This window comes from Streptomyces sp. NPDC055966, assembly GCF_042269865.1.
Lineage (GTDB): Bacteria > Actinomycetota > Actinomycetes > Streptomycetales > Streptomycetaceae > Streptomyces.
Window position 1 is genome coordinate 166,757 of the sequence record NZ_JBHJYK010000015.1, and the last position, 26,476, is coordinate 193,232.

Here is a 26,476-nt window from a genome sequence, read left to right on the forward strand (position 1 = left end):
GCGATGAGTTACGACCGCCCCGGCGGTCTACCGGTCGTGAATGCCGAGACACCTGCCGTGTTCGTGCTGCCCGGCGCCGTCAGCCGTGACCAGGTGCCGGAGTTGTGCGACGACGTGCGGGCGCTGCTGGCGGCGACCGGTGCACGGGTCGTCGTGTGTGACGTGGGCGGGCTCGGGCCCCCGGGGCTGGGCGCCGTCGATCTGCTGGCGCGGCTGGAGCTGACCGCCCGCCGGGCCGGCGGGCGGATACGGCTGCGGGATCCCGCCCCGTCGTTACTCTCCCTTCTCGACCTCGTCGGACTCCGCTTCCAGGTGGAGGGGCAGACCGAAGAGGGGGAACCAGCGCCGGGTGTCGAGGAAGCAGTGGAAACCGGTGATCCGGCCGTCTGAGATCTCCAGGATCTGCACCGCCCAGGGGCTGAACCCGCCCTTCTCCTCGTCCGGCTTGTAGTGCGCGAAGCCCGGCAGGCCGTTGGCCATGACCGGCCGCAGACGGGAGCCCGCGCAGGAGGCGCCGAGGGTGGTCATGAAGCCGGTGATGTCCGCCGTACCGCGCAGCCACAGGTCGAACGGCGGCATCGTCATGACGGCGTCCTCGTGGAGCAGCGCCGTGAGCGCCGCCATGTCGTAGCCCTCGAAGGCCTTGACGTACCGCTCCAGGAGTTTTTGCTGCTCCTCGTCCAGCGGGTCGGACACCGCGCCCTCGGGGCTTGCGTCGGCACGCTCCGCGAGCGTGGCCCGGGCCCGCTGGAGCGCGCTGTTGACCGACGCGACCGAGGTGCCCAGCAGTTCGGCGACCTCGCTCGCCTTCCAGGCCAGCACCTCGCGCAGGATCAGCACCGCCCGCTGCTTGGGCGGCAGTTGCTGCAGTGCCGCCATGAACGCGAGCCGGATGGACTCCTTGGCGACGGCTGCCTCCGCCGGGTCCTGCACCTGGGGCAGCACCCGCGCGTCCGGCATCGGCTCCAGCCAGGTGTTCTCCGGGCGGGGGGAGAGCGCCGCCTGCGCCAGTGGGGTCGACTCCGTCAGGTCCATCGGCCTCGCCCGCTTGTTGCCCGCCGTCAGCATGTCCAGGCACACGTTCGTCGCGATCCGGTACAGCCACGAGCGCAGGGAGGAGCGGCCCTCGAACTTCTCGTAGCTCCGCCAGGCCCGCACCAGGGTGTCCTGCACCGCGTCCTCGGCCTCGAAGGAGGAGCCGAGCATGCGGTAGCAGTATCCGGTCAGCTCGGTCCGGTGCTTCTCCAGTGCGACGTCCAGGTCCACCGTCGCCGTGCTGTCACCCATCGTCCACCCACCCCTGTGGCCGTCCTGTTCGCGCACCCTCGCGCCCCAGCACTTCGGAAGCTACCGCAGCCCACTGACAATGGCCCCCCGAGTCCGAAAATGCCCAGCTCAGACCAGTTGCTTCACGGACATGAGCAGATGGCGGTGCGCGGACCGCGGCCCGCCCGCGCCGAGCAGCACCCGCTGGCCCGCCCCCAGCATCTCCAGCCGCAGCTCACCGCCCTCGAAGGTGTTCAGCGCGTCGAGCAGGTACGACGGATTGAAGGCCACCGTCACCTCGTCCGCCCCGTTCAGGGCGACCGGAAGGCGCTGCGCCGCCACGTCGTCCCCGTATCCCGCCCGCACCAGCAGCGAGCCCTCGGCGGCCGAGAAGTCCAGCCGCACCGGGCTGCTCCCGTCCGCCACCACGGCCACCCGGCGCACCGCCTCCGCGAGCGCCGCGCACTCCGCCTCGGCCACGGCAGCCCCCGCCACCTCGAACAGCGTCCCGTACCCCGGCAGCCGCCCCTCCAGCCGCCGCAGCACCGCGCGCGTGTCCCCGCCCTCGAAACCGACGGCTCCCGAGCTCTGCGCCGTGGCCGGGTCCAGCAGGATCCGCAGCGTGCCGCACTTCCCCAGCGCCCGCGCCACCTCCAGCAGCCGCCGCGCGGGCAGCAGCACCTCCACGGCCTCACCGTCCGGGCCGCTCGGCCGCCAGGGCAGCGCGCGCACCGCGTACCGGTACCGGTCGGACGCCGACAGCGTCATCTCCGCGCCGTCGAGCCGCAGTTGGACCCCGGTGAGCACCGGCAGCGTGTCGTCGCGGCCCGCTGCGACCGCCACCTGTCCGACGGCCGTCGCGAACCCGGCCGCGTCCACCTCGCCGTACGGCGCGGGCGCCGCCGGCGGCGCCGGGTACTCCTCGTACGGCAGTGTCGACAGCCCGAAGCGGGTGCCGCCCGCCTCCACCGTGAACCGGCTGCCCTCCAGCGCGCAGCTCACCGGGCCGTCGGGCAGCACCCGGCAGATGTCCAGCAGCCGCCGCCCGAGGACCAGCACCCGGCCCGGCACCGCCACCTCGGCGTCGGCCCCGGCCCGCGCCGCCGTCTCGAAGTCGGACCCCGACACCGAGAGCCGCCCCGGCTCCGCGCTCAGCACCAGCCCGCCCAGTACCGGCACCGTCGTCCGCGCGGGCAGCGCCCGCCCCGCCCAGGCGACCGCCTCGGCCAGCTCCCCGCGCGCGATCCGGAATTCCATACGACAAACCCCCTGCTCAGTGGGCCGGTTGACCAAGGGCGGACGATATCCGCGCCCACTGACAACCGCCCCTGAGCAGGGGGTTCGGTGAAAGCGTCGTACGAGTCGTACGAGGGGACTCAGTGCGCGGCGACGGGCGCCGTCCGGGCCGCGACCCGGGCCGCCCGCGAGCCGGCGACGGTGATCGTCACGACACCGATGACCGCGAGGAGACCCACGGCGACCGTGCCGCCCCAGCCGTCCGCGTGGAAGGCCGTCGCACCGACCGTGCTGCCGACGCTGGAGCCGATGTAGTACATCGACTGGTAGAGGGCCGAGGCCTGCGCACGGCCCTGGGTGGCCGTCTTGCTGACCGCCGAGGACGCCACCGCGTGCCCCGCGAAGAAGCCCGCCGTGATCAGCACCAGACCCAGCAGCACCAGCGGCAGCGAGGGCGCGAGCGACAGCAGCAGACCGGCCGTCGTCGTACCGCCCGCCAGGTACAGCGCGCCCCGTCGGCCGAGGCGGCCCACCAGCCGGCCCGCCGTCGACGCGGACACCGTGCCCACCAGGTAGACCAGGAAGATCGAGCCGATGATGCCCTGCGGCAGCCCGAACGGCGCCTCCGTCAGGCGGTAGCCGATCACGGTGTACACGCCGCCGAACACCGTCATGAACAGCGCGCCGATCGCGTACAGCCGGCGCAGCAGCGGGTTGGCGAGGTGGTCGCGGACCGTGCCGAGCAGGATCCGGGGCCGCAGCGAGCCCGCCGTGAAGTGCTTCGGCGCCGGCAGCAGCAGCCGGAAGGCGACCGCGCAGCCGACCGCGATCACGCCGATCACCGCGACGGCGACCCGCCAGCCCCACGCCTGGGCCACCCAGCCGGTGATGATCCGGCCGCTCATCCCGCCGACGCTGTTGCCCGCGACGAACAGACCGATCGCCGTGACCAGCGCCTTCGGCCGGACCTCCTCGGCCAGATAGGCCTGCGCCGAGGCGGGCAGACCGGCCAGCGCCGCGCCCTGCACCGCTCGCAGCACCACCAGCACGCCGAGCGACGGCGCGAACGGCACCAGCAGGCCGACGGCGACCGCGACGGCCAGCGAGCCCGTCATCACCGCACGGCGGCCGAAGCGCTCCGACAGGGCGCTCATCGGCAGCACGAACAGCGCCAGTCCGCCGGTCGCGGCCGCCACCGTCCAGCTCGCGTCGCTCGCCGCGACCCCGAACTCGCCGGAGATCAGGGGCAGCAGGGCCTGCGTGGAGTACAGGAGCGCGAACGTCGCGACACCGGCGAGGAAGAGGGCGAAGCTCATCCGGCGGTAGCCGGGGCCGCCCGGGGTCAGCCGGGTGTCGACGGCGGAGTCGCAGGTGTCGACGGAGGCGTCGGCGGCGGGGACGGGCGAGGTGGCGACCACGGTGGTGGACGCCCCGGTACTGGCGGGAGACATACCTAGACCGTAGGGACGGCCCGCCTCATGCGTCCAATGCATGGAATCGCCATAATCGTTCCCATGGCGCATCAGCAGAGCTCACAGGCTCGCCTGTCATCGAACAGTGACACAGAAGACATGTCTGAGATGTCGAAGGTGCTCGCCCCCCGCCTCGCCTACTTCGCCGGCGTGGCCCGCACCGAGCACGTGACCCGGGCGGCGCACGAGATGAACGTCCCGCAGTCCACCCTCTCCCGCGCGATGGTCCGCCTGGAGCAGGACCTCGGCGTCGACCTTTTTGCCCGGCACGGCCGCACCGTCTCCCTCACCCCCGCCGGCCGCACCTTCCTGGCCTCGGTCGAACGCGCCCTCGCCGAGGTCGAGCGGGCCGCCGAGGAGGTCCGCGCCGACGCCGACCCGGCCACCGGCAAGGTCGCCTTCGGCTTTCTGCACACCATGGGCGCCGAGACCGTACCGGGCCTCCTGCACGCCTTCCGCGCCGACCACCCGCGCATCCGCTTCAGCCTGGTCCAGAACTACGGCGAGGCCATGCTGGAGCGGCTGCGCGCGGGCGAGCTGGACCTGTGCCTGACCTCCCCGGTCCCCGACGCCCCCGACCTGGTCGCCCGCCGCCTCGACGAGCAGAAACTCCGTCTGGTCGTCCCCGCCGACCATGCCCTGGCCGGCCGCAGACGCATCCGCCTGGCCGAGGCCGCCGAGGAAACCTTCGTCACCCTGGAACCCGGCTACGGCCTGCGCCGCATCACCGACGCCCTGTGCCGCGAGGCGGGCTTCCGCCCCCGGATCGCCTTCGAGGGCGAGGAGGCGGAGACCCTGCGGGGCCTGGTGGCGGCGGGCCTGGGGGTCGCGCTCCTGCCCCCGCCGACGGTCCCGAGGCCGGGCGTCGTGGAACTGACGGTCACGGCCCCGAGGGCGGCGCGGGAGATCGGTGTGGCCTGGCTCGCGGACCGCCCGGACACCCCGCCGGTGGCCGCCTTCAAGAAGTTCCTGCTGTCGCGAAGGGGCAACCTGCTGCCCTGACGGGTCTACCGCTTCAACGACCTGCCGAAGCCCGCCGCGAGCGGCATCCGCAACCCGATCGGCGGCGGCGCGGCCAACGCGTCCTCGACCGGCCGGGACAGGTGGTGTCCGTACAGCGCGCCGAGCATGAAGTCGACGGCGAGCCACCCGACCTCGTCCCGGTGCCCGGTCAACCCGTGGCCGTCGGAGTGCACTTCGAACCGGCACACCTCCCGGTTCACCTTCTTCGCCCGCGCCGCGTACCGGAACGACAGCTCGGGATCGGTGCGTTGGTCGTTCGTGCCGTGCACGATCAGCACCCGCCGCCCCACGAGCTGCTTCACCGGCTCGGCAGGCGCGGCCACGTCGTCCTCGGGGAGCCAAGGAGCCAGCGCCACCACGGAGTTGACCGCCTCGTGGCCGCCCGCCCGCAGCGCCGCGCGGCCGCCCATGTCGACCCCGACCAGGCAGACGGGAACGTCCCCGTACCGCCGTACGACCTCGTCGACGGCCCACCCCGCGTCCGCCGCCAGGTGCGCCTCGCTGCCGTTCCAGCCCCGGTAGCGGTACCGCACGGTGTGCACGGCCAGCCCCTCGGCCCGCCCCGCGCGCACGAACCGGCGGCCCAGCGGGCGCAGCGCGAGCGTCGCCCGCACGGGGGACGGCCGGCGGGCGGACACCTCCTCCCCGCCGGGGAGCAGCAGCACCGCTCCGCTCACCGCCGTCGGCTCCGGGCCGACTGCCTTTCCCAGCCCGGCCGTTCGGACCGGCGTCGCTTGCTGTCCCATGACAGAACAGTGTCAGAAGGGGCGGTGTACCAAACCCGTACGTGCGGTCACTGTTGCGTATCGGCGGGAAAGCGCCGGAAAAGTGCGGTGAAAGAGCCGTCGCGTTCACCGGGTCCTCTACGCGCGTAGGCGTTAGAGTGCGGAAATGACGAGCCAGACTGCACCGATCGGGGTCGTTCCGACGCCGGACCAGATCCGCCGGGCGCCCAAGGTTCTGCTGCACGACCATCTCGACGGCGGCCTCCGCCCCGGCACCGTCGTCGCCCTCGCCCAGGAGACCGGGTACGCGGACCTCCCCGAGACCGACCCGGACAAGCTGGGCATCTGGTTCCGCGAGGCCGCCGACTCCGGCTCGCTGGAACGGTATCTGGAGACGTTCCGGCACACCGTCGGCGTGATGCAGACCCGGGACGCGCTGGTCCGGGTCGCGCGGGAGTGCGCCGAGGACCTCGCCGCGGACGGGGTCGTCTACGCCGAGGTGCGCTACGCCCCCGAGCAGCACCTGGAGCGCGGGCTGACCCTCGAAGAGGTCGTCGAGGCGGTCAACGAGGGCTTCCGGCAGGGCGAACGGCTCGCCCGCGAGGACGGCCACCGGATCCGGGTCGGCGCGCTGCTGACCGCCATGCGGCACGCGGCCCGCTCCCTGGAGATCGCCGAACTCGCCAACCGGTACCGGGACTCCGGCGTGGTCGGCTTCGACATCGCCGGCGCGGAGGCGGGCTATCCGCCCACCCGGCACCTGGACGCCTTCGAGTACCTCAAGCGCGAGAACAACCACTTCACCATCCATGCCGGCGAGGCCTTCGGGCTGCCGTCCATCTGGCAGGCGCTGCAGTGGTGCGGCGCCGACCGGCTCGGGCACGGGGTGCGGATCATCGACGACATCGAGGTCCGCGAGGACGGCTCGGTGCGGCTCGGCCGGCTGGCGTCGTACGTCCGGGACAAGCGGATCCCGCTGGAGCTGTGCCCCAGCTCCAACCTCCAGACCGGGGCCGCGCCGTCGTACGCCGAGCATCCGATCGGGCTGCTGCGCCGGCTGCACTTCCGGGCCACGGTGAACACGGACAACCGGCTGATGTCGCACACCGGCATGAGCCGGGAATTCGAGCATCTCGTCGAGGCATTCGGTTACACGCTCGACGATCTCCAGTGGTTCTCCGTCAATGCGATGAAATCCGCGTTCATTCCTTTCGATGAACGACTTGCGATGATCAATGACGTCGTCAAGCCCGGATATGCAGAACTGAAATCCGAATGGCTGTTCCAGCAGACGGCCTCCACCAGCGGCTCCGCTCACTCGGAGGAGTGAGCGCACCCGGTATTCGGCATGAAATGCGGACGCGCTTTCACATAGTGTCCGCATTTCGGTGTTTGCGGCGTGCGGTTCGGCGTGTTTACGGTCGAGGACCGCTGGGATCGACTCTGATCTCCCGTCTCCTCTCCCGTCTCCGCATTCAAGGATGCATTTACGATGAAGCAGTCTGCTGTCAAGACTCTCGGTGTCGCCGCCCTCGGCGCCGCCTTCGCCGCCGTCGGTGCGGGCGCGGCCAACGCGGCCCCGGCCCTCCCGGAATCCGGCCAGGCCCTGGGCTCCGTCACCCAGACGCTGCCGGGTGCCGCCAACGCCGCGCTGAGCCGGGGGCAGGGCGCCGTGGGCACCGCGGCCGCCGCCGCGCAGCCGGCCGCGCAGAACGCCCTCGCCAAGAGCCCGACCGCCCCGGCCGCCGGGCTGCTCGGCGGACTGCCGACGGCCCACACGGGCCTGCCCACGCACGGGCTCCCGGTGAACGGCCTCCCGGTCGCCTGACCCCGCCCGACCCGGCCTGACCCGGCCGCCGGCCGGCACAACGCCGCTGGGGCGCCCCGGAGTTGTCCTCCGGGGCGCCCCAACGGCGTTCGCACGTCTACCAGGCGGTGCGGGACTTCTCCTCGGAGGGCAGCAGGATCCACAGGGCTATGTAGAGCAGGAACTGCGGGCCCGGGAGCAGGCAGGAGAGCAGGAAGATCACCCGCATCGTCGTCGCGGAGGTGCCGAAACGCCGGGCCAGTCCGGCGCACACGCCGGCGATCACGCGGCCGTGGGTGGGGCGGGCAAGGGCGGTCATCGCGGCTCCTCCGTGTCGTCGGCCCGCTGCCGGGCCGGTGGCCGGGGCCGCCCCGGTGGCGTCCCTCGACCTTCTTCCACGGTAGGGAGACGAAGGGGGCGAAGCATCGCTCTACGGGGCGATCCCGACCCTGGGAATCGTCGGGGTGCGACCCTGAGACAGCTCCTCCTGGAGCGTGACGGGCCGCCCGGCCCCGGAGCCGGCGCCCTCTCGCGCGGCACACGCGCCCCCCGCCTCACGGCGGCGCAGCCATGCGCGGCCCGCCGGCACGACGGCCAGGTGGGCGAGGACGACGCCCGCGGTGTTCAGCAGCAGCGCGTCGACGTCCGCGACCCGGCCGGGCACCCCGGTCTGCAGCAGCGCTATGCCGAGGGAGATCAGGGCGCCCGCCGCGGCCGTACGGATCAGGGAGGCGAGCGGGGAGACGGTCAGCCTGCCGTGCACCGCCGGCAGCAGCACGCCCAGCGGGGCGAGCAGGGCGAGCCCCTCACCGAGGCGCCGGGCCGCCTCCCGGTCACCGAGTGCCAGGTCGGCGCGGATGCCGGCCAGCGGATGCAGATTGGGCGGTGTCACCCAGGGCACGTCCAGCGGGCGCAGCGTCAGCCAGGCGACGAGAGCGAGGTGGGCGACGAGGAGGACGCCTCCTGCCACCCTGATGCGGAACGCGGCGCTGCCGCCGAAGGAGCCTTGACGCTGCACGACCCCCTAGACGCAGCCCCGGGCACGATCGGTTCCGCATCGGTTTCCCCGACGTGTCATCCACGGTCCGGCCGCACCCCGGCGGCGCTAGCTCGCCGGCACCGCGCTCGACGGCGGCTGCGCGTTTCCCGGGCGGTTGCGGACGTCGTCCGTGCAGGCGTAGCGGCGGGGGGTGTCGGGGACCGGGCCGGCCAGGATGACCGAGCCGTCGCCCTCCGTCGCCGCCGAGTCGGACAGGGTGCAGACGACCTGCGCCAGGGCGTACGACGTCAGGTGCGCCGGAGGCGTGCTCAGCCGGAGCATGTCCTCGGGGTCCTTCGGACCGGGGCCCGACACGCTCAGGCCGCCCGGGACGTACGTCGTGTAGCCCGCGGAGCGTTCGGCGGCGGACGGCGATGCCGCCAGCTGGTCCAGCAGCCCCTGGGCCACGATCACCCGGCGCCGGGCGTCCGGGGTGCCCACGGCGACGCCGACCGTCCGGTCGACCGTCACCAGGGACGCCCCGCAGAGCAGGAAGACCTGCACGGGCACGCCCCGCGAGGACTGCGCGGAGCGGTCCGGCCCGGCCAGCGAGCACGGCACCCGGGACGGCGCCGCCCCGAAGTCGGTCGGCACCTCCGTGGCCCGGATGCCGCAGCCGGAGAGCGCCAGGCCCATGAGGGGCAGCGCCAGCAGTCGGCGTGCGGCCCGGCTTCGTGCCGTCGCGCGTCGTACGGTCATGACCCCTCCTTTCCTGAACTGTCCGTGCCGCTCGTGCTGTCCGTGTCGGTCCCGCCGCCCTTGCCGTCGCCCTCGTCCGGCTCCTCGGTCAGCCGTGAGACGTCCCGTGGCAGCCGCAGGGTGAACACCGCCCCGCCGTCGGGCGAGTTGGCGGCGGTGATCCCGCCGCCGTGGATGTGGGCGTTCTCCATGGCGATGGACAGGCCCAGTCCGCTGCCCTCGGACCGCGGCCGGGAGGCGCTCGCCTTGTAGAAGCGGTCGAAGACGTGGGGCAGGACGTCCTCCGGGATGCCCGGCCCGTGGTCGCGCACCGCGATGACCACCTCCTCGTCCGCCGCCCGCACCGACACCCGCACCGGCGACCCGCCGTGCTTGAGCGCGTTGCCGATCAGGTTGGCGAGGATGACGTCCAGCCGGCGCGGGTCCAGCAGGGCGTGGATGCCGCGCTCCGCGTCCAGTTCGACGGCGTCCAGCCAGGCGCGGGCGTCGATGCAGGCGGTGATCTGGTCGGCGACGTCGACGTCGTCCAGGACCAGCCGGGCGGTGCCCGCGTCGAAGCGGGTGACCTCCATCAGGTTCTCGACCAGGTCGTTCAGGCGCCGTGTCTCGCTGACCACCAGCCGCACCGCCGGCTCGATCATCGGGTCGATGCTGCCCGACTCCGCCTCCAGCTCCTCCTCCAGCACCTCCGTGACGGCGGTGATGGCGGTCAGCGGCGTACGCAGCTCATGGCTCATGTCGGCGACGAACCGGCGCGAGGCCTCGTCCCGGGCGGCCATCTCCGCGACCCGGTGCTCCAGCGCCTCGGCCGCGTTGTTGAACGTCCGGGACAGATCGGCGAGTTCGTCGGTGCCGGAGACCCGCAGCCGGGTGTCCAGCCTGCCCTCGCCCAGGCGCCGGGCGGCGACCCCGAGCCGGTGCACCGGCTTCAGCACGGTCGTCGCGGCGGCCTGCGCGAGCAGCGCGGCGCCGATCAGGGCGAGGCCCGTGGCGATGCCGAGCGACCAGGCCAGCGAGTTGAGGTCCTTGGCCTCCGGCTCCAGGGACTTCGCCATGTAGCCGGTCGGACCGCCGCCGATCACCCTCGTACCGGCCACCAGGAACGGCGTGCCGTGCGCCACGACCCGCTGCCAGTACAGGTGGTACGGCTCCTTGTTGGCGCCCGACACCTTCTGCTGCCTGTCCACCGCCGCGCGCAGCGACTTCGGCACGTCCTCCAGCGAGAAGCCGTTGATCCCGCCCGAGTTGCCGTACACCGTCCTGCCGCTCGCGTCCTGGCCGACCAGCAGCACACTGAAGCCCTGGCTGCTCGTCGCCATCTGCCCGGCGGTGCGCTGGAGTTGGTCCTGCGAGGGGTGTGCCGGCAGCGCGCCCGCGCGGTTCTGCATCTCCTGGCGGAAGTCGCGCAGCACCGCGTCCTGGGCGCGGGTGAGCACCGCCTCGCGGTTCAGCCAGTACGCGATGCCGGATGCCGAGACGGCGGCCGTCAGGGCCACCAGCGCGAAGACGACGACCAGCCGCAGCCGCAGACTGGTGAACCTGAGCCGCGCCAGACTCCTCGCACGCCCCGCGGTCCAGCCGCGCAGCCCCCCTTGCCTGTCCGTCACTGAGGGGTGTCCAGGCGGTAGCCGACACCACGGACGGTACGGATCAGCGTCGGCGACGAGGGCACGTCCTCGACCTTGGCACGCAGCCGCTGCACGCAGGCGTCCACCAGGCGCGAGTCGCCGAGGTAGTCGTGCTCCCACACCAGCCGCAGCAACTGCTGGCGGGACAGCGCCTGACCGGGCCGCCGGCTCAGCTCCAGCAGCAGCCGCAGCTCGGTCGGGGTCAGCTGGAGGTCCTCGCCGTTCTTCGTCACGGTCATCGCCGAGCGGTCGATGACCAGGTTGCCGAACGTCGCCGAGTCGCTGGACTCGCGCTCCCCGCGCCGCAGCACGGCCCGGATGCGGGCGTCCAGCACCCGCCCCTGCACGGGCTTGACGACATAGTCGTCGGCGCCGGACTCCAGCCCGACCACCACGTCGATGTCGTCACTGCGCGCGGTCAGCAGGATGATCGGCAACTGGTCGGTGCGCCGGATCCGACGGCACACCTCGAAGCCGTCGATCCCGGGCAGCATCACATCCAGCACGATCAGGTCGGGCCGCTGCTCGCGCAGCAGCTTCAGACCGTCCTCACCGCTGGCAGCGGTCGCCACCCGGTGGCCCTGGCGCGTCAGCGAGAGCTCCAGGGCCGTGCGGATGGCGTCGTCGTCCTCGATCAGCAACAGGGAAGCCACGGGCTCATTCTGGCCCATGGACCCGCCGTCCTCCCACCTGCCCGCACCAGCCCTTCCCTACCGCCACGACATGTGCACTTCCTGTGACATCCCTGAGCAGGACCCCTGTGACAGGTCTGTGACAGTCGGCGGACACGGCCATGAAGTGCCCCCGGCAGAGTTTTCGTCACGGGCCAGGCGGCCGACCGGATCGGTCGGAAGCCGGCCCGGCAGGACCGAACCACCGGACGTCCACGACGGGGAGCGCGAGATGAACACGCTGCACAGCATGAGCACCAGCGCAGTGGTCACGCGTCTGCACGACGTGCACACGCACCGGTCCGGTTCCGAGAAGTCCGGTGCCGTGAGCGGGCGGGGGTGCGCTCGCGGCACCGGGCGTCAGCACCCGACGTACATGTCGGTGGTCGACACGCACACGGGGGAGGGGCACGGGGAGGGCTCGGGGGAGCGGCGTCGCTCGCTGACGGAGGCGGAGTTCACGGCCTACGTCCAGGAGCGCCGCGCCTCCCTGTACGCCACCGCCTACCACCTGACCGGCGACCGCTTCGAGGCCGAGGACCTGCTCCAGAGCGCGCTGTTCTCGACGTACCGGGCCTGGGACCGGATCAGCGACAAGGCGGCCGTCGGCGGCTACCTGCGCCGCACCATGACCAACCTGCACATCAGCGCCTGGCGGCGCCGCAAGCTCAACGAGTACCCGACCGAGGAACTGCCGGAGACGCCCTCCGACACGGACGCGATGCGCGGCACCGAGCTGCGCGCGGTCCTGTGGCAGGCGCTGGCCCGGCTGCCCGAACTCCAGCGCACCATGCTGGTCCTGCGCTACTACGAGGGCCGCACGGACCCGGAGATCGCGGACATCCTCAACATCAGTGTCGGCACGGTGAAGTCCAGCATCTGGCGCTCGCTGCGCCGGCTGCGCGAGGACGAGGTCCTCAGCTTCGGCCGTGACGAGGAGAACGCCTTCGGCGAACTGGTCGCCTGAAGGCCGGGGTCACCGGGGGGTGGCCCGAGGGGGACACGGGGGAACAACGGGGGCCGCCGTGGGCACCGCTGGGGGTGGGCCCACGGGGGGAACAGGGAGGGGGAACGGGGGAGCACGAGAAGCGGGACTGGAGGGCCGGGGGGCCTGTCCAGTCCCGCTTTTTCGTACGTACGTGTACGTACGACTCCTATGCCGCCGTCTGCTGCCGGACCTGCCGCCCCGCCGCGGCGGCGGTCAGCCGCCCCAGCGCCTCGTCACGGTCACAGGCGTGCGCGCCCAGGGACACCTGGCGGGCGACGATCGACCGCTCCGCGCGCATCAGCCGCCAGCCCCGGCGCAGCAGGAACGGCACCGACTTGCGGCCCTCCCGCAGATCCCGCAGGAAGCGCCGGCGGAAGGTGGTGAACGGGCCGCGGCTCAGGCACAGCGCGTCCGCGAGCACCCCCAGCTCCCGGCAGCGCTCGACGATCTCCGCCGCGAAGATGCCCTCGGCGATGAACAGCGGGGTACGGCCGATGTGCAGCGTGTTCTCGCCGGTACGGGCGCTCAGCGCGAGGTCGTACACCGGCACCGGTGTCGAGCCCGTGGCGCACAGCCGGATGACGGCCTCGACGGCGACGTCCGCGTCCCAGGACTCCGGGTGGTCCCAGTCGATGTCCGAACTCCCCTGCACCAGGGGCAGAGTCGGGTCGTCACCCTCCTTGTAGAAGTCGTCCAGGCGCAGCACGGGGAGCCCGGAACGGGCGGCGACGAGTGACTTGCCCGAACCCGAGGGGCCGCACAGCAGCACGACGCGGGCGGGGGCCGGAGGATGAATGCTCACGGAACACCAGTTTGACGCATGGTGGGCCGCCTGCCGACCCCGCGGGTCGGCTTTTGAGCGTGACTCCCGCCTCAACTACCCTGCGTGTCGATACCATTACCCTGCGCGCCGGAAGGTGGCACCAGCGATGGCCCGACAGCACTCCCCCCGACCCCCCGTCGCACCGCGCGCCCTGATCGCCCTCGCGGCCGCAGGGGCGGCCCTGGGCGCCGGCGCCGTCACGGCGCACGCGGAGTCGGCCGCGCCACCCGTGAAGGTGCCGTCGCGCCCGACCTCCCTCGGGGACTTCGACCCCCAGGCGGGCCTGGCGGTCCTCGCGGCCACGGTCCCCTACGTCACGGGCCCGGTGGCCGGCCTCAAGCCCAACCCCCTGGCGGGCACGGGCGTCGACCCCCTGGACAACGGCGTGGGCACGCAGTTGGCCGACTTCAAGCCGGTCGGTACGCAGACGGTGACGGGGCCGGTGGCGGAGGCCCCGTCCATCGGCAGCCTGCCGGGGGCGGACCGGGTGCTGGGCGGGCCGGGCATCTGAAGGCGCCACGAAAAGGGGCGTGGGGCCGCGCGATGTGTGCCACCGCCGCAACCCCCGCCCCTTTCCCGGTGGCGTTTCCGATGGGTCAGTACGACGACCGCGACGCGCCGAGCGAGCCTGTCGGGTGCCACACCGTCTTCGTCTCCAGGAACGCCGTCATCCGCTCGGTCCCCGGCGTCTCGGAGTAATCCACAGCCTGTGGACGCAGGACCCGCTTCAGGTTGTCGGCCGCGGCGATCTCCAGCTCCTTGGCCAGTTCGCCGTCCGCACCGGCCAGGTCGATCGCGTTGACGTCCTGGTGCGCGGCCAGCGGGGCCGCGAGCTCCGCCGTACGGCCGGACAGGACGTTGACCACGCCGCCCGGGACGTCGGAGGTGGCCAGGACCTCGCCCAGGGAGAGGGCGGGGAGCGGAGACTTCTCGCTCGCGATCACGACCGCGGTGTTGCCGGTGGCGATGACCGGGGCGAGGACCGAGACCAGACCCAGGAACGACGACTCCTGCGGAGCCAGGACGGCGACCACGCCGGTCGGCTCGGGGGAGGAGAGGTTGAAGAACGGCCCGGCGACGGGGTTCGCGCCGCCGATCACCTGGGCGATCTTGTCGGTCCAGCCCGCGTACCAGACCCAGCGGTCGATCGTGGCGTCCACGACCGCGGCCGCCTTCGACTTCGACAGGCCCTCGGCGTCGGCGACCTCGCGCACGAACTGCTCGCGGCGGCCCTCCAGCATCTCCGCGACGCGGTAGAGCACCTGGCCGCGGTTGTACGCCGTCGCGCCGGACCAGCCGCTGAACGCCTTGCGGGCGGCGACGACCGCGTCCCGGGCGTCCTTACGGCTGGACTGCGGAGCGTTGGCCAGCCAGTTGCCCTTCGAGTCCGTCACCTCGTACACCCGGCCGCTCTCGGAACGCGGGAACTTCCCGCCGACGTACAGCTTGTAGGTCTTGAAGACGCTCAGACGCTCATTGGTGCGGTCAGACATCGAGGTAAGCCTCCAGGCCGTGGCGACCGCCCTCGCGGCCGAAGCCCGACTCCTTGTAACCGCCGAACGGCGAGGTCGGGTCGAACTTGTTGAACGTGTTGGACCAGATCACGCCCGCGCGGAGCTTGCCCGCCACCGCCAGGATCCGTGAGCCCTTCTCCGTCCAGATGCCCGCGGACAGGCCGTACTGCGTGTTGTTGGCCTTGGCGACGGCCTCGTCCGGGGTGCGGAAGGTGAGGACGGAGAGCACCGGGCCGAAGATCTCGTCGCGGGCGATGGTGTGCGCCTGGGTGACGTTCGTGAAGAGCGTCGGGGCGAACCAGTAGCCGGACGAGGGCAGTTCGCAGCTCGGCGACCAGCGCTCGGCGCCCTCCGCCTCGCCCTGCTCGGCCAGCGCGGTGATCCGGGCCAGCTGCTCGGCGGAGTTGATCGCGCCGATGTCGGTGTTCTTGTCCAGCGGGTCGCCGAGGCGCAGCGTGGAGAGCCTGCGCTTCAGGGAGTCCAGCAGCTCGTCCTGGATCGACTCCTGGACGAGGAGGCGGGAGCCCGCGCAGCAGACCTGGCCCTGGTTGAAGAAGATGCCGGTCACGATGCCCTCGACGGCCTGGTCGATCGGGGCGTCGTCGAAGACGATGTTGGCGCCCTTGCCGCCCAGTTCGAGGGTGAGCTTCTTCGACGTACCGGCGACGGTCCGCGCGATCTCCTTGCCGACGGCCGTGGAGCCGGTGAAGGCGACCTTGTTGACGTCGGGGTGCGCGACGAGGGCGGCGCCCGCGTCGCCGTAGCCGGGAAGGATGTTGACGACACCCTTCGGCAGGCCCGCCTGGCGGCAGATGTCCGCGAAGAACAGGGCGGACAGGGGGGTCGTCTCGGCGGGCTTCAGGACGACCGTGTTGCCGGTCGCGAGGGCCGGGGCGATCTTCCACGCCAGCATCAGGAGCGGGAAGTTCCACGGGATGACCTGACCGGCCACACCCAGGGGCTTCGGCGCGGGGCCGAACCCGGCGTGGTCGAGCTTGTCGGCCCAGCCCGCGTAGTAGAAGAAGTGCGCGGCGACCAGCGGGAGGTCCGCGTCGCGGGTCTCCTTGATCGGCTTGCCGTTGTCCAGCGTCTCCAGCACGGCCAGCTCGCGGCTGCGCTCCTGGATGATCCGGGCGATGCGGAACAGGTACTTGGCGCGCTCGGAGCCGGGCAGCGCCGACCACTTCTCGAACGCCTTGCGGGCGGCCTTCACGGCGCGGTCGACGTCCGCCTCGCCCGCCTGGGCGATCTCGGAGAGGACCTCTTCCGTGCTGGGGCTGACCGTCTTGAAGACCTTGCCGTCGGCCGCCTCGGCGAACTCGCCGTCGATGAACAGGCCGTAGGAGGGGGCGATGTCGACGACCGAGCGGGACTCGGGCGCGGGAGCGTACTCGAAAGCCATGGGGGATCAGTCCACCGTCACGTAGTCGGGGCCGGAGTAGCGGCCGGTGGCCAGCTTCTGACGCTGCATCAGCAGATCGTTCAGGAGCGAGGAGGCGCCGAAGCGGAACCAGTGGTTGTCCAGCCAGTCCTCGCCCGCGGTCTCGTTGACCAGGACCAGGAACTTGACGGCGTCCTTGGTGGTGCGGATGCCACCGGCCGGCTTCACGCCGACCTGGATGCCGGTCTGCGCACGGAAGTCCCGCACGGCCTCCAGCATCAGCAGGGTGTTGGCGGGGGTCGCGTTGACCGCCACCTTGCCCGTCGAGGTCTTGATGAAGTCGGCGCCGGCCAGCATGCCGAGCCAGGAGGCACGGCGGATGTTGTCGTACGTCGACAGCTCGCCGGTCTCGAAGATGACCTTCAGCCGGGCGCTCGTGCCGCAGGCCTGCCTCACGGCGACGATCTCGTCGTACACCTTCAGGTACTTGCCGGCGAGGAACGCGCCCCGGTCGATGACCATGTCGATCTCGTCCGCGCCCGCGGCGACGGCGTCGCGGACGTCGGCCAGCTTCACGTCGAGCGCGGCACGGCCGGCCGGGAAGGCGGTGGCGACGGAGGCGACCTTGACGCCGGACCCGGCGACGGCCTCCTTGGCGACGGCCACCATGTCGGGGTAGACGCAGACGGCCGCCGTCGTCGGGGTCGTCCGGTCCGTCGGGTCGGGATGGACCGCCTTGGCGCCGAGCGCCCGGACCTTGCCCGGGGTGTCCGCGCCTTCCAGCGTCGTCAGGTCGACCATCGAGATGGCGAGGTCGATGGCGTACGCCTTCGCGGTGGTCTTGATGGAACGGGTGCCGAGAGACGCGGCCCGCGCCTCCAGGCCGACCGCGTCGACGCCGGGCAGCCCGTGCAGGAAGCGGCGCAGCGTGCTGTCGGACGCGGTGACGTCGGCGAGCGCGTGTGCTGGGGGAGCAGTAGTGGGCATGGTCACCAGACGAGCATATCTACGCGCGTAGCGGATGTATACCCCCGGGAAGCCCTGTGCTGCTCATCTCTCCTTCGGAGGTCACGGATGAGCGCCGGTGCCGGGGTACGTGGGCCGCCGCCGCGGATGTCGTGCAGAATCGGGGCCATGACGACCCCGGACCACCAGCCCCCCGCGTCCCTCGCCGTGAAGGACCGGGCCTACCGCTCGCCGATGGCGCTCGTGGGCGGCGTGCTGCTGCTCGCCGTCATCCTCTGGCTGGGCTGCGACGCCCTGTTCCAGGGGCACGGCCGCGCGCCGTGGCTGGCGCTCGCCGGGATGATCCTGGTCGTGCCGCTGGTGATCGCCTTCACGCTGCGCCCGGCGGTCTACGCGAGCGAGGACCGGCTGCGGATCCGCAACCCCTTCCGCGTGATCAGCCTGCCCTGGGGCGAGATCGCCTCCCTGCGCTCCGGCTACTCCAACGAGGTCGTCGTGAAGGCGGGCGGCAAGTACCAGCTCTGGGCGCTGCCCGTCTCGCTGCGGGCCCGCAAGAAGGCGGAGATGCGCACGTCGCGGGCGGCGGCGGACACGGCCCGCGGCGACCGGCCCGCGCGACGCAACCTCGGCGGGCTCGGCGGCTTCGGCGGCTTCGGTGCCGTCGGCGGCGGCGCCGCCCCGGCCGGTGCGACCCGCGCGGAGTCCGACCAGGCCATGGGGGAGCTGCGCGAGCTTCTGGAGCGGCGCGGCGAGGCGGAGTCGGCGCAGGGGGAGATCACCGTGCGCTGGGCCTACGAGGTGGCCGCGCCGGCGGTGGCGGGCGCGATCCTGCTGGCGATCCTCCTGGCGACGGGCTGAGGCGTGCCGGTGCGGCGAAGCTGCGCCGCGACTCACCGCAAGGGAGCAATGCCCTGTGGCGCGGGGTGATCGTTGAAACGGTCATGAACGCAAGAAAGATCACCCGGACCGCTGTCGTCCTCCTCGCCCTTGCGGGAGTGAGCCAGGCCTCCGCCGCCTGGGCCGCCCCCACACCCGTTGCCCCGGATCGCGGAACGACGATCCTCTCCTCCTGCCGCGCGCCGGCCCAGCTGGCCACCGGGGGGCTCCTCAGCAGCCTGGTACTCGTCGGCAATCCCGCAGCGTTGATGACGTGCCTGCCGGCCGGCATCCCCGCCGACTCCTCGGACTGAGCGCACACGGCGACAGGGGCGGCCCCGGTCCAGGGCCGCCCCTGTCGCCGTGCGTACGGCTCAGATGCCGGCGGCCGCCGACAGGTCCCGCTTGATCGCCGCGAGGAGGTCCGTCGCGCGGGCGCGGGCGGCCGCGAGAGCGGTGTGGTCCGCGACCGGGACGACGACCTCCAGGTAGCACTTCAGCTTCGGCTCGGTGCCGCTCGGGCGCACGATCACGCGGGCGCCGTCGAGGGTGTAGCGCAGGCCGTCGGTCGGGGGCAGTCTGTCCGTGCCCAGGGTCAGGTCCTCGGACCGGGTGATCGGCAGGCCGGCCAGTTCGGTCGGCGGCTGCTCGCGCAGGCGGCGCATGGCGTCCGCGATCAGCGAGAGGTCCTGGACGCGGACCGAGAGCTGGTCGGTGGCGTGCAGGCCGTGTTCGACGGCGAGGTCGTCGAGGAGGTCGAGCAGGGTGCGGCCGTCCTCCTTGAGCCCCGAGGCCAGCTCCGTGATCAGGAGGGCCGCCGTGATGCCGTCCTTGTCGCGCACGCCCTCGGGGTCCACGCAGTAGCCGAGGGCCTCCTCGTAGCCGTAGCGCAGGCCGTCGACGCGGGCGATCCACTTGAAGCCGGTCAGGGTCTCCTCGTAGGGGAGGCCCGCCTTCTCGGCGATGCGGCCGAGGAGGGAGGAGGAGACGATCGACTCGGCGAACACGCCGGTCGCGCCCCGGCGCACCAGGTGGGCGGCGAGCAGCGCGCCGACCTCGTCGCCGCGCAGCATCCGCCAGTCGGCGCCGTCCTTCACGGCGACGGCACAGCGGTCGGCGTCGGGGTCGTTGGCGATGACCAGGTCCGGGCCGGTGGCGCGGGCCTGCGCGAACGACAGGTCCATCGCGCCCGGCTCCTCCGGGTTCGGGAAGGCGACCGTGGGGAAGTCGGGGTCCGGCTCGGCCTGTTCGGCGACCAGTACCGGCGCGGGGAAGCCGGCGCGGGCGAACGCGGCCAGCAGGACGTCCTTGCCGACGCCGTGCATCGCCGTGTAGACCGTGCGGGCGGTGCGGGGGGAGCCGGGGGCCAGGACGGCGTCCGTACGGGCCAGGTACGCCTCCAGGACCGACTCGTCCAGGGTCTCCCAGCCGGACTCCGGGCGCGGTACGTCGTTCAGGCTCGCGATGGCGTCGATCTCGGCGGCGATCTCCGCGTCGGCGGGCGGCACGATCTGGGAGCCGTCGCCGAGGTACACCTTGTAGCCGTTGTCGCGGGGCGGGTTGTGGCTGGCGGTGACCTCCACGCCCGCGACCGCGCCGAGGTGCCGTACGGCGAAGGCGAGCACGGGGGTGGGCAGCGGGCGGGGGAGTACGGCGGCGCGCAGGCCCGCGCCGGTCATCACGGCGGCGGTGTCGCGCGCGAAGTCGGCGGACTTGTGGCGGGCGTCGTAGCCGACGACGACCAGCCCGGCCCCGCTTTCCCCCTGGGGGGGCTCCTGAGCCTTCAAGTAGGCGGCGAGGCCGGCGGCGGCCCGGATGACGACGCTGCGGTTCATGCGCATCGGGCCGGCGCCGAGTTCGCCGCGCAGGCCTGCGGTGCCGAACTGGAGCGTGCCGGAGAACCGGGCCGACAGTTCCGCCACGTCGCCGGTGTCGATCAGCTTGGCCAGTTCGTCGCGGGTCTCCGCGTCGGGATCCTCGGCGAGCCATGCCTTGGCCCTGGCGATGAGATCGTCGTGCACCTTGGAATCAACCTCTCCTTGTCTTCGCCGGGGGCTTCGCCCCCAGACCCCCGTTCGGCCCGCTTACAGCTTGCCCAGCACCTGGCCCAGCAGCTCGCCCATCCGCGCGGCGGAGTCGCGGCCCGCCTGGAGGACCTCCTCGTGGTTGAGGGGCTCGCCGGTCATGCCCGCGGCCAGGTTGGTGACCAGGGAGATGCCCAGGACCTCGGCGCCGGCCTCGCGGGCGGCGATGGCCTCCAGGACCGTGGACATGCCGACCAGGTCCGCGCCGATGACGCGGGCCATGCGGATCTCGGCCGGGGTCTCGTAGTGCGGGCCGGGGAACTGCGCGTAGACGCCCTCCTCCAGGGTGGGGTCGATCTCCTTGCACAGGGCGCGCAGGCGGGGGGAGTAGAGGTCCGTCAGGTCGACGAAGTTGGCGCCGACGATCGGGGAGGTGGCCGTGAGGTTGATGTGGTCGCTGATCAGGACCGGCTGGCCGGGGCGCATGCCCTCGCGCAGGCCGCCGCAGCCGTTGGTGAGGACGATGGTCTTGCAGCCGGCGGCCACGGCGGTGCGCACGCCGTGGGCGACGGCGGCGACGCCACGGCCCTCGTAGTAGTGCGTGCGGCCCAGGAAGACCAGGGCGCGCTTGTCACCGAAGGAGTACGAGCGGATCTTGCCGCCGTGCCCCTGGACGGCCGGCGGCGGGAAGCCGGGCAGCTCGGTGACCTGGAACTCGGCGTCGGGTGCGCCCAGGGCGTCGACGGCCGGAGCCCAGCCGGAGCCCATCACGAGGGCGACGTCGTGGGTCTCGGCGCCGGTGAGTTCGCGCAGGCGCGCGGCGGCGGCGTCGGCGGCGGCGTACGGGTCGCCCTGGATGTCGTCCGGAAGAAGAGATGCGTTCACGTCGTCGAGGGTAGCCGCTCTTCGCCTACGCGCGTAGATGACAGACGTCACGGGATCGCGATCGTTGTCTTGTCGTTTCCGACAAGGGATGCCGCGAGCGCCCGGGTGTCACTCGTCGGTGATGAGGACGTCCTTGTCGTTGAAGACCTCGACGATGAAGATCAGCAGACGGCCGCGGCTGACGGTGTACTCCACCAGGATGTTCTGGGTGAGGCGGATCGTACGGTCGTCGCCGGTGGACCCTATGGGCCGCGACACCGGCAGGAAGGGGTCGCGGGCCAGCAGGGCGATGCCCTTGTCGAAGGCGGCGCGCTGCCGGTCGTCGAGCCGGTCGCGGGCCTCCGAGGCCTGCACCGTGTAGTAGACGTCATATGTGGTGGGGGCCATGCGATCTCCCGTTCGGTGCGCCGGTGTTCCGAGTCTAGAAGCCGGTCCCGGTCAGCAGGGCCGCTTGCGCAGCTCCATCACGTAATCGTGTGGTGCTCCCGCGGACTCCGCCGCGTCGGCGATCTCGCCGAGGTAGCGCGCCGAGGGGAGTCCGCCCTCGTAGCCGTCGAGGACGTACGTCCAGGCCGGCTCCTCGCCGTCCAGGGTGTGCACGCGCACGCGTACGCGGCGGTAGACGCCGAGACCCACGCTCTCCCAGCGGTCGAGGGACTCCTCGTCCGGGGGAGCGATGTCGTAGAGGCCGACGAAGACCTGCGCCAGCGGGTCCTCGACGATCGTCGCCAGCGCGCCCTCCCAGCCCAGCTGCTCGCCGCCGAACGTCAGCCGCCAGCCGTTCAGCCAGCCGGTGGCGCGCAGCGGGGAGTGCGGTGCGCGGCGCGACATCAGCCGTGCGTCGAGGTTGCCGGCGTACGCGGCATAGAGCGACATGGACAGAGGGTACGGCAGCCCCCGGTGCGCGGACCTCCCCTCACTCCTGCCACAGAAGGCCTGCTGCGGCACGCACGTCCGCCCCCGGGCAGTAGCACCTTGAAGCGTGCGGGACAATGGGGTACGTGACTCGGATCGTGATCATCGGTGGCGGACCCGGCGGATACGAAGCGGCGCTGGTGGCCGCTCAGCTCGGCGCGGAGGTGACCGTCGTCGACTGCGACGGTCTGGGCGGAGCGTCGGTGCTGACCGACTGCGTGCCGTCGAAGACTCTCATCGCGACGGCGGAGGTCATGACGACCTTCGACTCGTCGTACGAGGAGCTCGGCATCATCGTCGCCGACGACACCCCGCCGCTGGAGCAGGCGGCCCGGGTGGTCGGGGTGGACCTCGGGAAGGTCAACCGCCGGGTGAAGCGGCTGGCCCTCGCCCAGTCGCACGACATCACCGCCTCCGTCACGCGCGCCGGCGCCCGGGTCCTGCGCGGGCGCGGCCGGCTGGAGGGCATGCAGGGCCTCGACGGGTCCCGCAAGGTCGTCGTCACCGCCGCCGACGGCACCGAGGAGACCCTCACCGCCGACGCCGTCCTCATCGCGACCGGTGGTCACCCGCGCGAGCTGCCCGACGCCCAGCCCGACGGCGAGCGCATCCTCAACTGGACCCAGGTGTACGACCTGACCGAGCTGCCCGAGGAGCTCATCGTGGTCGGCTCCGGTGTGACCGGCGCCGAGTTCGCCGGTGCCTACCAGGCGCTGGGGTCCGAGGTCACGCTCGTGTCGTCCCGGGACCGCGTGCTGCCGGGTGAGGACCCGGACGCCGCCGCCGTGCTGGAGGACGTCTTCCGGCGCCGTGGCATGAACGTCATGGCCCGCTCCCGCGCGCAGTCCGCCAAGCGCGTCGGCGACCGGGTCGAGGTGACGCTCGCCGACGGGCGCGTCATCAGCGGCACGCACTGCCTGATGGCCGTCGGCGCCATTCCGAACAGCGCCGGGCTGGGGCTGGAGGAGGCCGGCGTCAAGCTGCGCGAGTCCGGTCACATCTGGACCGACAAGGTCTCGCGTACGACCGCTCCGGGCGTCTACGCGGCCGGTGACGTGACGGGCGTCTTCGCGCTCGCGTCCGTCGCCGCCATGCAGGGACGTATCGCCATGTACCACTTCCTCGGCGACGCGGTGACCCCGCTGAACCTGAAGACGGTCTCCTCCAACGTCTTCACCGACCCCGAGATCGCGACCGTCGGCTACTCGCAGGCGGACGTGGACGCGGGCAAGATCGACGCCCGGGTGGTGAAGCTGCCGCTGCTGCGCAACCCGCGCGCGAAGATGCAGGGCATCCGGGACGGCTTCGTCAAGATCTTCTGCCGGCCGGGCACGGGCATCGTCGTGGGCGGTGTCGTCGTGGCGCCCCGCGCCTCGGAACTGATCCACCCCATCTCGATCGCCGTCGACAACAATCTGACGGTCGAACAGATCGCGAACGCGTTCACCGTGTACCCCTCCCTTTCGGGGTCGATCGCGGAGGTGGCGCGTCAGCTTCACGGCCGCAAGGCGAGCGCCGAGGCCTGACGGCGGACCCGGACTCCCCGCTGGTCACGGGGAGTTGCCGCGTGTGCGTACGGCATAGTCGGGGCGGATAGGTCCTATACCACTTCCCGCCCCACCATGCGAACAACTTCTGTTATTCGGCGCAAACTGCTGAAAGCAGACGGTCGCTGGGGTTACTGTCAGTTTCGTGTTCGCTGCTGAACGTCGCCAATTGATTCTCGAAATGGTGCGAGCGAACGGTGCCGTGTCGCTCCGTGAACTCGCCCGCGTCGTCCAGACCTCCGAAGTGACCGTACGGCGGGACGTGCGGGCACTGGAGGCAGAAGGACTCCTCGACCGCCGGCACGGCGGTGCGGTACTGCCGGGTGGGTTCACGCGCGAGTCGGGCTTCCCCCAGAAGTCCCATCTCGCGACCGCCGAGAAGACGGCCATCGCCGACCTCGCCGCGGGCCTCGTCGAAGAAGGCGAGGCCATCGTCGTCGGGGCCGGTACGACCACGCAGGAGCTGGCCCGCCGGCTCGCCCGGGTACCGGGACTGACCGTGGTCACCAACTCCCTGTTGGTCGCCCAGGCGTTGGCCCATGCCAACCGCGTGGAAGTCGTGATGACCGGCGGAACCCTGCGCGGCTCCAACTACGCCCTCGTCGGCTCCGGCGCCGAACAGTCCCTCCAGGGGCTGCGGGTGTCCAAGGCCTTCCTCTCCGGAAGCGGTCTGACCGCCGAACGCGGCCTGTCCACCTCCAACATGCTCTCGGCGTCCGTCGACCGGGCGCTCGTCCAGGCCGCCGCCGAGGTCGTGGTCCTCGCCGACCACACCAAGCTCGGTACGGACACCATGTTCCAGACCGTGCCGACGGACCTCATCACCCGCCTGGTCACCGACGAGCCTCCGGCCCACGACGACCGCGCCGCGACCGAGTTGCAGGCCCTTGCCGACCAAGGGGTGCAGATCGCCGTGGCCGGGGCGAGCGGGAACCCGGGGGGTGAACAGGTCCCGGCGACCCGCCGCGCTCCCCTGCCGGGGCCACGCAGGGGGCACATGCCGCTCCGCTCGGGCGCGGGGATGGGAGAGCCGACGGGCGCCGAGCGGGGGCGCGTCGCGGACATGAGGCGGCGTTAGCCTCCTGGGCGGCTTCCCGGTCCGGGCGGATCCGGCGCCCAGCTGAAACGAAACGCCCGGCGGACCCACCGAAGTCGGTCCGCCGGGCGTTTCGCCGAAGGTGTCGAAGGCGCGGTCAGTCCTTGATCTCGCAGATCGCCGCGCCCGAGGTGACGGAGGCGCCGACCTCGGCGGCGAGGCCCTTGACGGTGCCCGCCTTGTGGGCGTTCAGGGGCTGTTCCATCTTCATGGCTTCCAGGACGACGATCAGGTCGCCCTCCTGGACCTCCTGGCCCTCCTCGACCGCGATCTTGACGATCGTGCCCTGCATCGGGGAGGCGAGGGTGTCGCCGGAGGCCACCGGGCCGGACTTCTTGGCCGCGCGGCGCTTGGGCTTGGCGCCCGCCGCGAGGCCGGTGCGGGCCAGGGACATCCCGAGCGACGAGGGGAGGGAGACCTCCAGGCGCTTGCCGCCCACCTCGACGACGACCGTCTCGCGGCCGGCCTCCTCCTCCGCCTCGGCGTCGGCCGGGGCGGCGAAGGGCTTGATCTCGTTGACGAACTCGGTCTCGATCCAGCGGGTGTGGACCGTGAACGGGTCGGCAGAGCCGGTGAGTTCGGGGGCGAAGGCCGGGTCCTTCACCACCGCACGGTGGAAGGGGATCGCCGTCGCCATGCCCTCGACCTGGAACTCGTCCAGGGCGCGGGCGGCCCGCTGAAGGGCCTCCTTGCGGGTACGGCCGGTCACGATCAGCTTGGCCAGCAGGGAGTCCCACGCCGGGCCGATGACCGAGCCGGCCTCGACGCCCGCGTCCAGGCGGACACCGGGACCGGAGGGCGCGTCGAACCTCGTCACCGTGCCGGGGGCCGGGAGGAAGTTGCGGCCCGGGTCCTCGCCGTTGATGCGGAACTCGAAGGAATGACCGCGCAGGGCCGGGTCGTCGTACCCCAGCTCCTCGCCGTCGGCGATCCGGAACATCTCGCGGACCAGGTCGATGCCGGCGACCTCCTCGGTCACCGGGTGCTCCACCTGGAGCCGGGTGTTGACCTCCAGGAAGGAGATCGTGCCGTCCTGGCCGACCAGGAACTCGCAGGTGCCCGCACCCTCGTAGGCGGCCTCCTTCAGGATGGCCTTGGAGGCGCGGTACAGCTCGGCGACCTGGGCGTCGGTCAGGAACGGCGCCGGGGCCTCCTCCACCAGCTTCTGGTGCCGGCGCTGGAGCGAGCAGTCACGCGTCGAGACGACGACCACGTTGCCGTGCTTGTCCGCCAGGCACTGGGTCTCCACGTGGCGGGGGCGGTCCAGGTAACGCTCGACGAAGCACTCGCCGCGGCCGAAGGCGGCGACCGCCTCGCGCACCGCCGACTCGTACAGCTCCGGGACCTCTTCCAGGGTCCGGGCGACCTTCAGGCCGCGGCCGCCGCCGCCGAAGGCCGCCTTGATGGCGATCGGCAGGCCGTGCTCCTCGGCGAACGCGACGACCTCGTCCGCGCCGCTGACCGGGTCCGGCGTGCCGGCCACCAGCGGGGCGCCGGCGCGCTGGGCGATGTGACGGGCCGCCACCTTGTCACCCAGGTCGCGGATGGCCTGCGGCGGCGGGCCGATCCAGATCAGGCCCGCGTCCAGCACCGCCTGGGCGAACTCGGCGTTCTCCGAGAGAAAGCCGTAGCCGGGGTGGACGGCGTCGGCACCGGACTCGCGCGCCGCGTTCAGGACCTTCTCGACGTCCAGGTAGCTGGTCGCCGGGGTGTCACCGCCCAGGGCGAACGCCTCATCCGCGGCGCGGACATGCGATGCGTCCCGGTCCGGGTCGGCGTAGACGGCAACGCTCGCGATTCCGGCGTCCTGGCAGGCCCGGGCCACGCGGACAGCGATTTCGCCACGGTTGGCGATGAGCACCTTGCGCACGATTGAGGCTCCCTCCTTGAAACAA

At 72.2% G+C, this 26,476-nt stretch carries 28 protein-coding genes; 10 read left to right on the top strand and 18 right to left on the bottom strand.

Annotation, left to right across the window (positions count from 1 at the left end):
- Nucleotides 1-3: 3 nt before the first annotated feature.
- Entirely contained in the window at nucleotides 4-390 is a 387-nt protein-coding gene (locus ACFC8N_RS29585; protein ID WP_356030246.1) for an STAS domain-containing protein, read from the top strand.
- On the opposite strand, the gene ACFC8N_RS29590 is transcribed toward ACFC8N_RS29585, so the two are convergent.
- The 3 genes from ACFC8N_RS29590 to ACFC8N_RS29600 form a co-directional block, all read right to left on the bottom strand.
- Complete coding sequence (locus ACFC8N_RS29590; protein WP_356030247.1) at nucleotides 274-1,287, bottom strand: sigma-70 family RNA polymerase sigma factor; 1,014 nt, start codon at nucleotides 1,285-1,287, stop codon at nucleotides 274-276. The genes ACFC8N_RS29585 and ACFC8N_RS29590 overlap by 117 nt on opposite strands.
- Nucleotides 1,288-1,395: 108 nt before the next feature.
- The gene (dnaN, locus tag ACFC8N_RS29595) at nucleotides 1,396-2,523 is read right to left on the bottom strand and encodes a DNA polymerase III subunit beta (protein ID WP_376291164.1); all 1,128 of its coding nucleotides are present in this window, start codon (nucleotides 2,521-2,523) and stop codon (nucleotides 1,396-1,398) included.
- Between the two features lie 119 nt (nucleotides 2,524-2,642).
- Nucleotides 2,643-3,953, bottom strand: coding sequence for an MFS transporter (locus ACFC8N_RS29600; protein ID WP_376291166.1), 1,311 nt, complete (start codon nucleotides 3,951-3,953; stop codon nucleotides 2,643-2,645).
- A 63-nt stretch (nucleotides 3,954-4,016) separates the two neighbouring features.
- Between ACFC8N_RS29600 and ACFC8N_RS29605 the strand changes: the two genes are divergently transcribed.
- Nucleotides 4,017-4,976: a LysR family transcriptional regulator gene (locus tag ACFC8N_RS29605; RefSeq protein WP_362818292.1), complete on the top strand. Its 960-nt coding sequence runs from the start codon at nucleotides 4,017-4,019 to the stop codon at nucleotides 4,974-4,976.
- Nucleotides 4,977-4,981: 5 nt separating this feature from the next.
- Here ACFC8N_RS29605 and ACFC8N_RS29610 read toward each other — a convergent pair whose 3' ends face one another.
- Nucleotides 4,982-5,743, bottom strand: a complete 762-nt coding sequence (locus ACFC8N_RS29610; RefSeq protein WP_356030252.1) for an alpha/beta hydrolase — start codon at nucleotides 5,741-5,743, stop codon at nucleotides 4,982-4,984.
- A 145-nt stretch (nucleotides 5,744-5,888) separates the two neighbouring features.
- Between ACFC8N_RS29610 and ACFC8N_RS29615 the strand changes: the two genes are divergently transcribed.
- Together ACFC8N_RS29615 and ACFC8N_RS29620 are read left to right on the top strand one after the other, a co-directional pair.
- Nucleotides 5,889-7,052, top strand: a complete 1,164-nt coding sequence (locus ACFC8N_RS29615) for an adenosine deaminase (protein WP_376291168.1) — start codon at nucleotides 5,889-5,891, stop codon at nucleotides 7,050-7,052.
- Between the two features lie 162 nt (nucleotides 7,053-7,214).
- Entirely contained in the window at nucleotides 7,215-7,550 is a 336-nt protein-coding gene (locus ACFC8N_RS29620; protein ID WP_356030256.1) for an ATP-binding protein, read from the top strand.
- A gap of 97 nt (nucleotides 7,551-7,647) precedes the next feature.
- Here the strand turns inward: ACFC8N_RS29620 and ACFC8N_RS29625 are convergent, their stop codons facing one another.
- The 5 genes from ACFC8N_RS29625 to afsQ1 all read right to left on the bottom strand — a co-directional run bounded on the left by ACFC8N_RS29625 (nucleotide 7,648) and on the right by afsQ1 (nucleotide 11,548).
- Complete coding sequence (locus ACFC8N_RS29625) at nucleotides 7,648-7,848, bottom strand: PspC domain-containing protein (RefSeq protein ID WP_356030257.1); 201 nt, start codon at nucleotides 7,846-7,848, stop codon at nucleotides 7,648-7,650.
- 111 nt (nucleotides 7,849-7,959) lie between these two features.
- Nucleotides 7,960-8,547, bottom strand: coding sequence for a VanZ family protein (locus ACFC8N_RS29630; RefSeq protein WP_356030258.1), 588 nt, complete (start codon nucleotides 8,545-8,547; stop codon nucleotides 7,960-7,962).
- A gap of 87 nt (nucleotides 8,548-8,634) precedes the next feature.
- Nucleotides 8,635-9,267 carry a hypothetical protein gene (locus tag ACFC8N_RS29635; protein ID WP_376291170.1) on the bottom strand — a complete coding sequence of 211 codons (633 nt, stop codon included), beginning with the start codon at nucleotides 9,265-9,267 and terminating at the stop codon, nucleotides 8,635-8,637.
- Complete coding sequence (locus ACFC8N_RS29640; protein ID WP_376291172.1) at nucleotides 9,264-10,874, bottom strand: ATP-binding protein; 1,611 nt, start codon at nucleotides 10,872-10,874, stop codon at nucleotides 9,264-9,266. The genes ACFC8N_RS29635 and ACFC8N_RS29640 overlap by 4 nt, the downstream gene beginning before the upstream one ends.
- The gene (afsQ1, locus tag ACFC8N_RS29645) at nucleotides 10,871-11,548 is read right to left on the bottom strand and encodes a two-component system response regulator AfsQ1 (protein ID WP_356030262.1); all 678 of its coding nucleotides are present in this window, start codon (nucleotides 11,546-11,548) and stop codon (nucleotides 10,871-10,873) included. The genes ACFC8N_RS29640 and afsQ1 overlap by 4 nt, the downstream gene beginning before the upstream one ends.
- A gap of 250 nt (nucleotides 11,549-11,798) precedes the next feature.
- On the opposite strand from afsQ1, the gene ACFC8N_RS29650 reads away from it, so the two are divergent.
- Nucleotides 11,799-12,533 carry a SigE family RNA polymerase sigma factor gene (locus ACFC8N_RS29650; RefSeq protein ID WP_362818302.1) on the top strand — a complete coding sequence of 245 codons (735 nt, stop codon included), beginning with the start codon at nucleotides 11,799-11,801 and terminating at the stop codon, nucleotides 12,531-12,533.
- Nucleotides 12,534-12,720: 187 nt separating this feature from the next.
- Here ACFC8N_RS29650 and ACFC8N_RS29655 read toward each other — a convergent pair whose 3' ends face one another.
- Nucleotides 12,721-13,356, bottom strand: a complete 636-nt coding sequence (locus ACFC8N_RS29655) for a uridine kinase (protein WP_362818304.1) — start codon at nucleotides 13,354-13,356, stop codon at nucleotides 12,721-12,723.
- A gap of 127 nt (nucleotides 13,357-13,483) precedes the next feature.
- Between ACFC8N_RS29655 and ACFC8N_RS29660 the strand changes: the two genes are divergently transcribed.
- Nucleotides 13,484-13,888 (top strand): hypothetical protein, encoded by a 405-nt coding sequence (locus ACFC8N_RS29660; protein ID WP_362818307.1) that lies wholly within the window; start codon nucleotides 13,484-13,486, stop codon nucleotides 13,886-13,888.
- A gap of 85 nt (nucleotides 13,889-13,973) precedes the next feature.
- Here ACFC8N_RS29660 and ACFC8N_RS29665 read toward each other — a convergent pair whose 3' ends face one another.
- Genes ACFC8N_RS29665 through deoC form a run of 3 tightly spaced genes read right to left on the bottom strand, consistent with a single transcriptional unit; the run spans nucleotide 13,974 to nucleotide 17,259 of the window.
- Complete coding sequence (locus ACFC8N_RS29665) at nucleotides 13,974-14,870, bottom strand: aldehyde dehydrogenase family protein (protein ID WP_376291176.1); 897 nt, start codon at nucleotides 14,868-14,870, stop codon at nucleotides 13,974-13,976.
- A complete protein-coding gene (locus ACFC8N_RS29670) occupies nucleotides 14,863-16,293 on the bottom strand; it encodes an aldehyde dehydrogenase family protein (protein WP_356030270.1) in 1,431 nt (476 codons plus the stop codon). Before ACFC8N_RS29670 ends, ACFC8N_RS29665 begins: the two co-directional genes overlap by 8 nt.
- A 6-nt stretch (nucleotides 16,294-16,299) precedes the next feature.
- Complete coding sequence (gene deoC, locus ACFC8N_RS29675; protein ID WP_356030291.1) at nucleotides 16,300-17,259, bottom strand: deoxyribose-phosphate aldolase; 960 nt, start codon at nucleotides 17,257-17,259, stop codon at nucleotides 16,300-16,302.
- A gap of 147 nt (nucleotides 17,260-17,406) precedes the next feature.
- Between deoC and ACFC8N_RS29680 the strand changes: the two genes are divergently transcribed.
- The gene (locus tag ACFC8N_RS29680; RefSeq protein WP_356030272.1) at nucleotides 17,407-18,096 is read left to right on the top strand and encodes a PH domain-containing protein; all 690 of its coding nucleotides are present in this window, start codon (nucleotides 17,407-17,409) and stop codon (nucleotides 18,094-18,096) included.
- Between the two features lie 83 nt (nucleotides 18,097-18,179).
- Nucleotides 18,180-18,428: a hypothetical protein gene (locus tag ACFC8N_RS29685; protein WP_356030273.1), complete on the top strand. Its 249-nt coding sequence runs from the start codon at nucleotides 18,180-18,182 to the stop codon at nucleotides 18,426-18,428.
- A gap of 60 nt (nucleotides 18,429-18,488) precedes the next feature.
- Here ACFC8N_RS29685 and ACFC8N_RS29690 read toward each other — a convergent pair whose 3' ends face one another.
- From ACFC8N_RS29690 to ACFC8N_RS29705, 4 genes are all read right to left on the bottom strand, one after another.
- A complete protein-coding gene (locus ACFC8N_RS29690) occupies nucleotides 18,489-20,135 on the bottom strand; it encodes a phospho-sugar mutase (protein ID WP_376291179.1) in 1,647 nt (548 codons plus the stop codon).
- Between the two features lie 63 nt (nucleotides 20,136-20,198).
- Complete coding sequence (locus ACFC8N_RS29695; protein WP_361131712.1) at nucleotides 20,199-21,023, bottom strand: purine-nucleoside phosphorylase; 825 nt, start codon at nucleotides 21,021-21,023, stop codon at nucleotides 20,199-20,201.
- Nucleotides 21,024-21,131: 108 nt separating this feature from the next.
- On the bottom strand, nucleotides 21,132-21,410 hold the full coding sequence (locus ACFC8N_RS29700) for a hypothetical protein (RefSeq protein WP_356030278.1): 279 nt from the start codon (nucleotides 21,408-21,410) through the stop codon (nucleotides 21,132-21,134).
- A gap of 51 nt (nucleotides 21,411-21,461) precedes the next feature.
- Nucleotides 21,462-21,899: a gamma-glutamylcyclotransferase gene (locus ACFC8N_RS29705; RefSeq protein WP_356030279.1), complete on the bottom strand. Its 438-nt coding sequence runs from the start codon at nucleotides 21,897-21,899 to the stop codon at nucleotides 21,462-21,464.
- 116 nt (nucleotides 21,900-22,015) lie between these two features.
- Here ACFC8N_RS29705 and ACFC8N_RS29710 point away from each other — a divergent pair, with 116 nt between their 5' ends.
- Together ACFC8N_RS29710 and ACFC8N_RS29715 are read left to right on the top strand one after the other, a co-directional pair.
- Nucleotides 22,016-23,464: an NAD(P)H-quinone dehydrogenase gene (locus ACFC8N_RS29710; protein WP_356030281.1), complete on the top strand. Its 1,449-nt coding sequence runs from the start codon at nucleotides 22,016-22,018 to the stop codon at nucleotides 23,462-23,464.
- A 166-nt stretch (nucleotides 23,465-23,630) separates the two neighbouring features.
- Nucleotides 23,631-24,563: a DeoR/GlpR family DNA-binding transcription regulator gene (locus tag ACFC8N_RS29715; RefSeq protein WP_356030282.1), complete on the top strand. Its 933-nt coding sequence runs from the start codon at nucleotides 23,631-23,633 to the stop codon at nucleotides 24,561-24,563.
- Nucleotides 24,564-24,678: 115 nt separating this feature from the next.
- On the opposite strand, the gene ACFC8N_RS29720 is transcribed toward ACFC8N_RS29715, so the two are convergent.
- Entirely contained in the window at nucleotides 24,679-26,451 is a 1,773-nt protein-coding gene (locus ACFC8N_RS29720; protein WP_376291183.1) for an acetyl/propionyl/methylcrotonyl-CoA carboxylase subunit alpha, read from the bottom strand.
- Nucleotides 26,452-26,476 lie beyond the last annotated feature (25 nt).

Coding starts and splice junctions, on each gene's coding strand:
- ACFC8N_RS29585 (WP_356030246.1), top strand. CDS start 4: ATGAGTTACGACCGCCCCGGCGGTCTACCGGTCGTGAATGCCGAGACA.
- ACFC8N_RS29590 (WP_356030247.1), bottom strand. CDS start 1,287: ATGGGTGACAGCACGGCGACGGTGGACCTGGACGTCGCACTGGAGAAG.
- dnaN (WP_376291164.1), bottom strand. CDS start 2,523: ATGGAATTCCGGATCGCGCGCGGGGAGCTGGCCGAGGCGGTCGCCTGG.
- ACFC8N_RS29600 (WP_376291166.1), bottom strand. CDS start 3,953: ATGTCTCCCGCCAGTACCGGGGCGTCCACCACCGTGGTCGCCACCTCG.
- ACFC8N_RS29605 (WP_362818292.1), top strand. CDS start 4,017: ATGGCGCATCAGCAGAGCTCACAGGCTCGCCTGTCATCGAACAGTGAC.
- ACFC8N_RS29610 (WP_356030252.1), bottom strand. CDS start 5,743: ATGGGACAGCAAGCGACGCCGGTCCGAACGGCCGGGCTGGGAAAGGCA.
- ACFC8N_RS29615 (WP_376291168.1), top strand. CDS start 5,889: ATGACGAGCCAGACTGCACCGATCGGGGTCGTTCCGACGCCGGACCAG.
- ACFC8N_RS29620 (WP_356030256.1), top strand. CDS start 7,215: ATGAAGCAGTCTGCTGTCAAGACTCTCGGTGTCGCCGCCCTCGGCGCC.
- ACFC8N_RS29625 (WP_356030257.1), bottom strand. CDS start 7,848: ATGACCGCCCTTGCCCGCCCCACCCACGGCCGCGTGATCGCCGGCGTG.
- ACFC8N_RS29635 (WP_376291170.1), bottom strand. CDS start 9,267: ATGACCGTACGACGCGCGACGGCACGAAGCCGGGCCGCACGCCGACTG.
- ACFC8N_RS29650 (WP_362818302.1), top strand. CDS start 11,799: ATGAACACGCTGCACAGCATGAGCACCAGCGCAGTGGTCACGCGTCTG.
- ACFC8N_RS29660 (WP_362818307.1), top strand. CDS start 13,484: ATGGCCCGACAGCACTCCCCCCGACCCCCCGTCGCACCGCGCGCCCTG.
- ACFC8N_RS29665 (WP_376291176.1), bottom strand. CDS start 14,870: ATGTCTGACCGCACCAATGAGCGTCTGAGCGTCTTCAAGACCTACAAG.
- ACFC8N_RS29670 (WP_356030270.1), bottom strand. CDS start 16,293: ATGGCTTTCGAGTACGCTCCCGCGCCCGAGTCCCGCTCGGTCGTCGAC.
- deoC (WP_356030291.1), bottom strand. CDS start 17,259: ATGCCCACTACTGCTCCCCCAGCACACGCGCTCGCCGACGTCACCGCG.
- ACFC8N_RS29680 (WP_356030272.1), top strand. CDS start 17,407: ATGACGACCCCGGACCACCAGCCCCCCGCGTCCCTCGCCGTGAAGGAC.
- ACFC8N_RS29685 (WP_356030273.1), top strand. CDS start 18,180: ATGAACGCAAGAAAGATCACCCGGACCGCTGTCGTCCTCCTCGCCCTT.
- ACFC8N_RS29700 (WP_356030278.1), bottom strand. CDS start 21,410: ATGGCCCCCACCACATATGACGTCTACTACACGGTGCAGGCCTCGGAG.
- ACFC8N_RS29705 (WP_356030279.1), bottom strand. CDS start 21,899: ATGTCGCTCTATGCCGCGTACGCCGGCAACCTCGACGCACGGCTGATG.
- ACFC8N_RS29710 (WP_356030281.1), top strand. CDS start 22,016: ATGGGGTACGTGACTCGGATCGTGATCATCGGTGGCGGACCCGGCGGA.